We start from the raw sequence: 8,014 nt of genomic DNA on the forward strand, positions 1-8,014 counted from the left end.
AAAATTTAACGCTTGCTGAACTGCGGAGCGCGACGAGCCGCTTTGAGGCCGTACTTCTTGCGTTCCTTCATTCTGGGGTCGCGGGTAAGGAACCCGGCCTTTTTCAGGGCAGGACGCAGGTTCTCGCTGTCATACTGGAGCAGTGCCCGGGCCACGCCATGGCGGATGGCGCCAGCCTGCCCTGTTACGCCGCCGCCGGAAACCCGGCACACGATGTCAAACTTGCCCTCTGTGCCAGTCAGGGTCAGGGGCTGGCGGACAATATACTTCAGGGTTTCCAGGCCGAAATAGTCGTCAATGTCACGATCGTTAATGGTGACCTTGCCTGTGCCCTGATATACGCGGACTCTGGCTACAGAGCTTTTCCTTCTGCCAGTGCCGTAGAAATAAGGTGCAGTCTCATACATAGGTTATGTCCTCCTCTCACATATTCCAGGCATCGGGCTTCTGGGCGGCGTGCTTGTGCTCGCTTCCGGCATAGGCCCGCAGCCTGCCCATAGCGTTGCGCCCAATGGAGTTGGAGGGGATCATGCCCTTCACAGCAAGCTCCATGGCCATCTCGGGCTTTGTCTTCATCAAAGTGTCATAGCGCACCGCCTTTAAATGGCCGATGTAGCCAGTATGGCGGTAATAGAACTTCTTCTCTGCTTTGCCGCCGGTGAGTACGGCATCCTTGCAGTTGATAACAATTACATGGTCGCCGCAGTCCACATGGGGTGCGAAGGTGGGCTTGTGCTTGCCCCGCAGCAGCACTGCAGCCTGGGCAGCTACCCGGCCCAGGGGCTTGCCGGCAGCGTCAATGACATACCACTTGCGCTCGACCTGCCCAGCTTTTGGCATCGTAGTTGACATAGCTTTTTCTACCTCCATTTGTCTTGCTCCGCCTTTGGCAAGCAAGCTTGGTTTCGTCTTTGTGATACGGTCTACATCATACCACAGCCCTGCTTTAAAGTCAACACCTCCCCCGCTATTTTTTGATTGGCGCGGCACCTGCTCCTTTTTGCTCGATTTTTCATTCTATTTTCTCCTCTATACTCCCTTCCCATTTTCAATTTGCATATAAAAGAATTTGTGCTAAAATGGAGAGGGCAACTTAAATCAAGCATTTCCGGCCTTCATGCCGTATCCTTATATGCATAGCGGTCAGGGGGGTGTACCATGTATCAGTGGCATAAGAACATTCAGGGCGCTATAAACGACATAGACCGCTATATCAAAAACCAAAAAGATGATGCTCTGGCCCTGAAATGCCTCGCGGAAAAGCAGGGATATTCTGAATTCTATTTTTCCAGGAAATTCCGGGAAATTTCCGGTATGCAGTTCCGGGAATACCTGCGTTCCAGAAGGCTGGCCTTCGCGTTAAAGGATCTCCGGGACACAGAAACCGGCATTCTGGACATTTCCTTGAAATATGGTTTTTCTTCCCACGAGGCCTTTTCCCGCGCCTTCAAGAAAGCCTATGGTATTATGCCCAGCGCCTACCGGCGGCATCCTGTCCCTGTTGTACTGCGAACCATCCTCAGGCCCTTTGATTGTTATATATCTGAAATAGGCGGAACCACGATGGCAAATACAAAAGGAACTATAAAAACGTATCTGGTTACAATTCCCGCCCATAAATTTCTGCATATCCGGAATTATGATAGCATTGGCTACTGGGATTTCTAGCAGAAGCAGAGCCAGATCCCTGGCCAGGACTGCGAAACAATCTGCGGGCTTCTGGAAAGCATCAAAGGGAAGCTGGACGATTTGGGCGGGAAGGAGGCAAACAGCGGCAGCGGCCAGGTGATGGCATTCATAAACGCACCGGAGGGAAGGATATGCAGTTGGGGCATACCCCTTGCCGAAGCCTATGGCGTCCGCCTGCCTGCGGATTACCAGGGGGAGATTCCCCCGCAAATGCAGCTTATGGATGTGCCGGAAGGGGAATACATCGTTTTTGAGCATGGGCCTTTTGACTATGAAACAGAAAACCAAGCTGTGGAGGAAAAAATTGAAGCGGCTATGAAATCTTTCGATTTTTCTGCCGCAGGCTATTGCCTGGATACTACAGCAGGCAGGGTGTTCTATTTCTATCACGATTGCACGCGGTATTGGAAATATGTGCGTCCTGTAAAGAAAATATAGAAAAGCAGGCGGCTGTATAACAGCCGCCTGCTTTTTGGAAACCTTTATTGCAAAAAAACAGCCACCCTACTGGGTGACTGCTTTCAGTGTTGGCGAACACCTATCTTCCCGGGCCGTCGCCAGCCAAGTATTGTCGGCACGAACGAGCTTAACTTCCGTGTTCGGGATGGGAACGGGTGAACCCTCGCCGTAATCAACACCAACTTGTTTTTTGCCGTCTCTCTCGACGGCTTCATTATAATACCACAGCCCGCCGCAAAATGCAAGCTTTTTTTCAATTTTTTTTTTAGATTTCCTCTTTATTGCAAAATATAGATTGTAAAGTACATTTTAACTCTATATATTGTGTTTTCTTCATGCGTGGGATTCCCATATCTCCAGCGCTTTGCACCTATTTGTTTAAAAAATTCCTAATAAAAGGGGTTCGCAGGCTTTGGAAAACCGTCAAAGGGGCTTCTGTTTTGCGGCGTATGCTTCCTTTTGGGCTGTTTCTGGCCTATTTCTTAAGGAAAGAGGAAGCTGCTATATACTGATCTTGCTTTTTCCCCGGTTTTCCAGTATGATGGTAAGCGGAAAGGGGGCAGGCCCATGGATAAGCTTATCGGGAAGGTACGGGCGGCAGTGGAAAAATATCAGATGATTGAGGCAGGGGATAAGATTGCGGTAGGCGTCTCCGGCGGGAAGGATTCCCTTTTCCTGCTGTGTGCCTTATCTGCCCTGTCCCGCTATTACCCCAAGCCCTTTTCCCTGATAGCCCTTACAGCGGATCCCTGTTTCGGCGGTCGGGAAATGGATCTTGCCCCTGTATCCCAGTTATGCGAGTCCCTGGGCATCCCTTACATAATAGAAAAGACAAACCTGGGCCGCGTGATTTTTGAAGATCGCAAGGAGCCGAACCCCTGCAGCCTCTGCGCCCGGATGCGCCGGGGAATCCTGCACAACCTTTGCCTGCGGGAAGGGGCGGGCAAGCTGGCCCTGGGGCACCATCAGGATGACGCGGTGCAAACTCTGCTGATGAACCTTTTTTATGGCGGCAAGCTGGGCTGTTTCTCTCCCAAAACCTACCTCAGCCGGAAAAATATCACCCTTCTGCGGCCTCTGGTTTTCTGCCAGGAGCGGGAAATCCGCAACGCCTGCAGCCGTATGTCCCTGCCTGTTGTAAAAAGCGGGTGCCCTGCAGACGGCCTTACAGCCCGCAAGGATACGGAACAGCTTTTAGAATCCCTTTCCCGCCAGTTCCCCGATCTGCGGGCAAAACTGCTGGGCGCTATGCAGCGGGCCGGGCTGGACGGCTGGTAATTCTGCCAGGGGCATCTTTCCTTTGCCTAACCGCGGAAAATCTGCGCTTAGAACCCTCCCGGAGCAGGGCGGTGGCTCCCCTGGAAAATTTTTTCAATTTTTTTTAAAAAAGGGGTTGCAATTTTCTTCCGGCTGTGGTATTATAATGAAGCCGTCGAGAGAGACGGAAAAAAACAAGTTGGTGTTGATTACGGCGAGGGTCCACCCGTTCCCATCCCGAACACGGAAGTTAAGCTCGTTCGTGCCGACAATACTTGGCTGGCGACGGCTCGGGAAGATAGGTGTTCGCCAACACTGAAAGCAACTACTCAAAAGAGTAGTTGCTTTTTTCTTTTCCTGCGGCACTTATGTTTTATGCCCTACCTGGAATTTCCCGCCGTTTCCAACTTCTTTTCCACAAATTCCTTTCAATTTTCTGAAACCCCTTGACTTGGCTCTGGGAATCGCTTACACTTAGAGCAGAATTGATTCTGTAAACCATTACAAGGGAGGAAATTACATTTTGAAACAAGGAAAATTTGGCCTATGCCTGGCCTTTTATGCTGTCCTGGCCTTTGTGCTGGCCCTGCTCAAGCAGCCCCTGCTGTGCGGGCTGCTGCTGGGGTTCGTCCTTTTGGCAGAAGGGGACAAGTGGACTGTGCGCCAGGTGCTGCAGGGCTTTATCCTGTCGCTGGCATCTACCTTCTTTTTGGAAACCGCCTACACGCTTGTTTCCTTTATAGTCCCTCATTCCATTGGCTTCTTCTATGACTTTATCTATGGCGTGTTCCGCATCGTCTCTGTGCTGGCATACGTTGGCCTGCTGGTGCTGTGCGTGATAGCCATCCTGCGGGTCTGCCGGGATCAGGATGCCAATATCCCGTTGCTGTCTGGCCTCGCTTACCGCATTTTAGGGGAACAGAAGCCCCGGCCTGTGAAGCAGCAGCCAGTTTTCCCTCAGGCCCCCTATGGGCAGCCTATACAGTATCCTCCCCAGCAGCAGGCTCCTGTACAGAACGGGTTTCCCGTACAGCAGGGCCAGCAGGGAATGCCTCCCATGCAGCAGATGCAGGGATACCCCATGCCCCCTCAGCAGGGTATGCAGGCCGCCCCTCCGGCAGTTGTGCCTGATGTACAGGGCGGCTCCATGCCTCAGCCTCCTGCTGTTGAACCACCCCAGCCTCCTCAGCAATAAATATAATATTTTTACCCGCAGCCTTTTGAGCAGAAAGGCTGCGGGCTTTTTTTCGTTTTCTACTCTTTATATTTCTCTATAGCCTGGTTGACTTCCCCTTTCCCCAGTGCTATACTGAAGTGGTAAAACTGCCACCGGGTAGGGAACTGCAATAGCGTCCATGCACATCGTTAGGTCATATAGTTTGCGCGGATAAAAAATCTCTGTTTTTTATCTAGCTGTGCGCTTACTATAGAAGATGTGTGCATGGGCCTTTTTCTTTATCCGCGCAAAAAACTTGTTTGGAGGGAAAAGAATGGAATTTCGGAAAATGCGGCGGGGGCGCCAGGAGCTTGCAAGGGAAGCGTGCGAGGAAATTTTGTCCCGGAATACAGCGGGTGTGCTGGCTGTGCTGGGAGATGGAGGCTATCCCTATGCCGTTCCCCTGAGCTATATATACCAGGACGGCGCTCTTTATTTCCACTGCGCCAAGGAAGGGCATAAACTGGAGGCCCTGCAAAACTGCTCCAAAGCCTCTTTTTGCGTAGTGGATCAGGATGAAATTGTACCCGAGAAATATACCACCTATTTCCGCAGCGTGATTGCCTTTGGGCAGGCCACCCTTCTGGAAGAAGCCGGAGAAGTACGCAATGCCCTGCGGGCCTTGGGGATAAAATATGCGCCCATGGAAAGCGCCCAGCGGCTGGAAAGTGAAATTGAACAATCTGGGGCACGCGTAAACATTATCAAGCTGGAGATTGAGCACATGACAGGCAAGGAGGCTATAGAACTGGTAAAAAGGCGGAACCCATGAGCACCATAGACAAGGTGCGTGATTTTTACCAGCAGGGCGGCGAGGAAAACCGGCTGGAGCAGGGGCTGGGGGTTGTGGAGGGTTTCCGCACTAAAGAGCTTATCAGCCGCTATCTGCGGCCTGCTATGGACATCTATGACATAGGAGGCGGCGCAGGCTATTATGCAGACTGGATGGCCGCCGAAGGGCACAGGGTTACCATGCTTGAGTTGGCCCCATCTGCCGTGGAAAAGGCAAAGGCCTGCCAAAGCGCCCCCTATACGGCGATGACAGGGGACGCGCGCTGCTTGCCCTTTCCAGAGACCTCTGCCGACGTCTGCCTGCTACTGGGGCCGTTATACCATCTGCAGGAAAAAGAGGACAGGATGCAGGCTTTGCAGGAAGCCCTCCGGGTGCTGCGGTCGGGCGGACTTCTGTTTGCGGCAGGCATATCCAAATACAGCTCTATGACCTGGGCGCTGTCTGTATATGGCCTTAAGAATGACTACATAGACGATCCCGTTTACAGGGAGATGCTGCGGGAGGAACTGCTGACAGGCAGGCATTGCAAGCCTGCCCAGTATAACTGCCTGTGCGACGCCTATTTCCACACGCCGGAAGGCTTCCAGGAAGAGCTTGCGGAAGCTGGGTTTTCTGTAAATGCCCTCTATGCTGTGGAAGGCTGCGCGTGGCTTGCCCCCAGCCTTTCTGAAAAGTGGGGAAATCCTGCCTGCCGGGAAAATCTGCTGTCCCTGGTTCGCATGACAGAGCAGGAGCCGTCCCTTTTAGGCCTAAGCCCTCATTTTCTTGCTGTGGCAAGAGCGGCAAACTAAAAATCCCCCAGCCGTCTACTGGCTGGGGGATTTTTAAATTAAGGCAGCTTAGAAGAGGTAAAAGGGCAGATTTAGAAAACAGTGGACAAATCGGAAATCAAATCCTCATCAGAGGTCATGGTAATGCTGTTGAGAAGGATAACGTCCTCAGCGCCTGTTTCCTCCACCAAGTCTGGCACGCTGCCGCTGTAGGTACGGTAGTCTATCATATAGATGTACTGATAATGGTCTACCAGGAAGGGCGTGAAGGTGCTTCCCATGGAATCCGCCACGACCAAGCAGGTGGAGCCGTCATCTAAATCATGGTTGACAATTTCCGAATAGGCCTGCCCTCCTGCCATAAAAATCAGGTTCAGCATACTGGAGCCATAGGAATCCCCGTTCTGAATAACAGGCCAGTTCTCTCCTCTTTCCCCGTCCTGGCTGGTATAAGAAAATGAAGCGTCAGCGGAAGAATGGTAAGCTGTAATGGTATCTGGGTTTGACCCCATTGCATCGCTTGCAGTCATATTGTAAAAGCCGCCCAGGTATCCCTCATAGTTTCTTTCCTCAAAGTCCTCCAAATCTGTGGGGGTAAGGCCAGCAGCTTTGCAAAACTCCACATAGGCATAATAAGCGCCTAACTGCGTCCAGCAGCGGTCGCTGCGCAGATATATGTATTCATTGCAGTGCATGCGCAAGGGGTCAAAAAGAGAGACGGTTTTCACTTCTTCACTCAGGTTCTGGATAGATGGATAGATATATTCCTCAATAGCTTTACGCTGATCGGAACTGTCAATTTCATACTCTGTGATATAGCTTTCCGGCAGCAGGACATCCAGGCTGGTAGGCACTATCATGTCATATAGGGTAACTGATTCCGGCAGGATGCTTGCTCCATAGCTTACCAGTTCAATATAGGCAATGGCCTGTTCCTGAGAAAACTTATAACAGGCATATCCGGTATCCCCCACCACTACCATAGAGTCAAAATCCTCTGGTTCACCATCCGGGGCTTCTTGTTCCGGCATGGAAGGCCCTGGATCCGCCTGGCTTTCTGGAGCAGAATCAACCTCTACAGGCTGGGAAAAAACGCTGGCCTGAGAGGGCGGGGAAGAAAGGTCATCGGGCGTTTCCTCCTTATCTCCTTTCGAGGTAAAGATTAAAACTAATACCACAACCAGCACAACTAAAGCAGCCGCTCCCGCCAGCAGGCCCAGCGGAAGCCTGCCTCTGGACCGCCGTCGGCGCGGAGGCCGCCTGGGAAGCCGGCGGGGTGTATTAGGGTCTATTCTGCGTACAATATAATCCTTTTCCAAAATCATCACCGTGCAGCACAGGGCCTGCCCATATAATTTTCCAAGCAGACCCTGTGCCGCTCCCTTCTCAATGTTTTGCGGTATGTACATTCAGAAAAAACAGGGATACAAAATCCGCGCTTTTTCGGCTTCTACAAGATAACAAAAAAACGCCCTCGACACATCTTCCCAATACCACGCGATGTGCTTGGACGCTGCCATGTTGCCTTGCCCAGTACAATTCTATATTTCATAGTATAACACGGGGCAGGAAAGAAGTCAATGTAAAATGCTGTTCACAGGACAAGTGCATCCCTGTATACTCCCCCATGTCAAAAATCATCGCTTGTGCCATCGGCTCATCTTCTTCCCCAGAAAACCAAAAAACCCATCCGACTGGATGAGTTTTTCATTGGGTTTGTACCCTAAAAACTGAATAAAGCTGGAAGCAAGAAGCACCAAAGCAGGTGCTCAAGAAAAAGTATATGGTCAAGCCCTCGGCCTATTAGTACTGCCAAGCTGAACATGTTGC

General features: G+C 51.4%; 7 protein-coding genes, 2 rRNA genes and 1 pseudogene. 6 read left to right on the forward strand and 4 right to left on the reverse strand.

Annotation, left to right across the window (positions count from 1 at the left end; all coding sequences use genetic code 11):
* Positions 1 to 5: 5 nt before the first annotated feature.
* Positions 6 to 407 (reverse strand): 30S ribosomal protein S9, encoded by a 402-nt coding sequence (gene rpsI, locus D1841_RS15385; protein ID WP_160644433.1) that lies wholly within the window; start codon positions 405 to 407, stop codon positions 6 to 8.
* A gap of 16 nt (positions 408 to 423) precedes the next feature.
* Positions 424 to 852: a 50S ribosomal protein L13 gene (gene rplM, locus D1841_RS15390; RefSeq protein ID WP_160644431.1), complete on the reverse strand. Its 429-nt coding sequence runs from the start codon at positions 850 to 852 to the stop codon at positions 424 to 426.
* Between the two features lie 306 nt (positions 853 to 1,158).
* On the opposite strand from rplM, the pseudogene D1841_RS15395 reads away from it, so the two are divergent.
* Positions 1,159 to 2,127, forward strand: a pseudogene (locus D1841_RS15395) (helix-turn-helix transcriptional regulator).
* 87 nt (positions 2,128 to 2,214) lie between these two features.
* Here the strand turns inward: D1841_RS15395 and rrf (D1841_RS15400) are convergent.
* A 5S ribosomal RNA gene (gene rrf, locus D1841_RS15400) occupies positions 2,215 to 2,331 on the reverse strand.
* 384 nt (positions 2,332 to 2,715) lie between these two features.
* On the opposite strand from rrf (D1841_RS15400), the gene D1841_RS15405 reads away from it, so the two are divergent.
* The 5 genes from D1841_RS15405 (at position 2,716) to D1841_RS15425 (ending at position 6,205) form a co-directional block, all read left to right on the forward strand.
* Positions 2,716 to 3,426 (forward strand): ATP-binding protein, encoded by a 711-nt coding sequence (locus D1841_RS15405; RefSeq protein WP_160644429.1) that lies wholly within the window; start codon positions 2,716 to 2,718, stop codon positions 3,424 to 3,426.
* A 177-nt stretch (positions 3,427 to 3,603) separates the two neighbouring features.
* Positions 3,604 to 3,720, forward strand: a 5S ribosomal RNA gene (rrf, locus tag D1841_RS15410).
* 208 nt (positions 3,721 to 3,928) lie between these two features.
* Positions 3,929 to 4,600, forward strand: coding sequence for a hypothetical protein (locus tag D1841_RS15415; protein WP_160644428.1), 672 nt, complete (start codon positions 3,929 to 3,931; stop codon positions 4,598 to 4,600).
* Positions 4,601 to 4,895: 295 nt separating this feature from the next.
* Positions 4,896 to 5,393, forward strand: a complete 498-nt coding sequence (locus D1841_RS15420) for a pyridoxamine 5'-phosphate oxidase family protein (protein WP_161880080.1) — start codon at positions 4,896 to 4,898, stop codon at positions 5,391 to 5,393.
* Positions 5,390 to 6,205: a bifunctional 2-polyprenyl-6-hydroxyphenol methylase/3-demethylubiquinol 3-O-methyltransferase UbiG gene (locus D1841_RS15425; protein ID WP_161880081.1), complete on the forward strand. Its 816-nt coding sequence runs from the start codon at positions 5,390 to 5,392 to the stop codon at positions 6,203 to 6,205. The genes D1841_RS15420 and D1841_RS15425 overlap by 4 nt, the downstream gene beginning before the upstream one ends.
* Positions 6,206 to 6,276: 71 nt before the next feature.
* Here the strand turns inward: D1841_RS15425 and D1841_RS15430 are convergent, their stop codons facing one another.
* Positions 6,277 to 7,593, reverse strand: a complete 1,317-nt coding sequence (locus tag D1841_RS15430) for a DHHW family protein (RefSeq protein WP_347564026.1) — start codon at positions 7,591 to 7,593, stop codon at positions 6,277 to 6,279.
* Between the last annotated feature and the right edge of the window lie 421 nt (positions 7,594 to 8,014).

Origin of the sequence: Neglectibacter sp. X4 (genome assembly GCF_009917365.1) — a bacterium.
GTDB lineage: Bacteria > Bacillota > Clostridia > Oscillospirales > Acutalibacteraceae > Acutalibacter.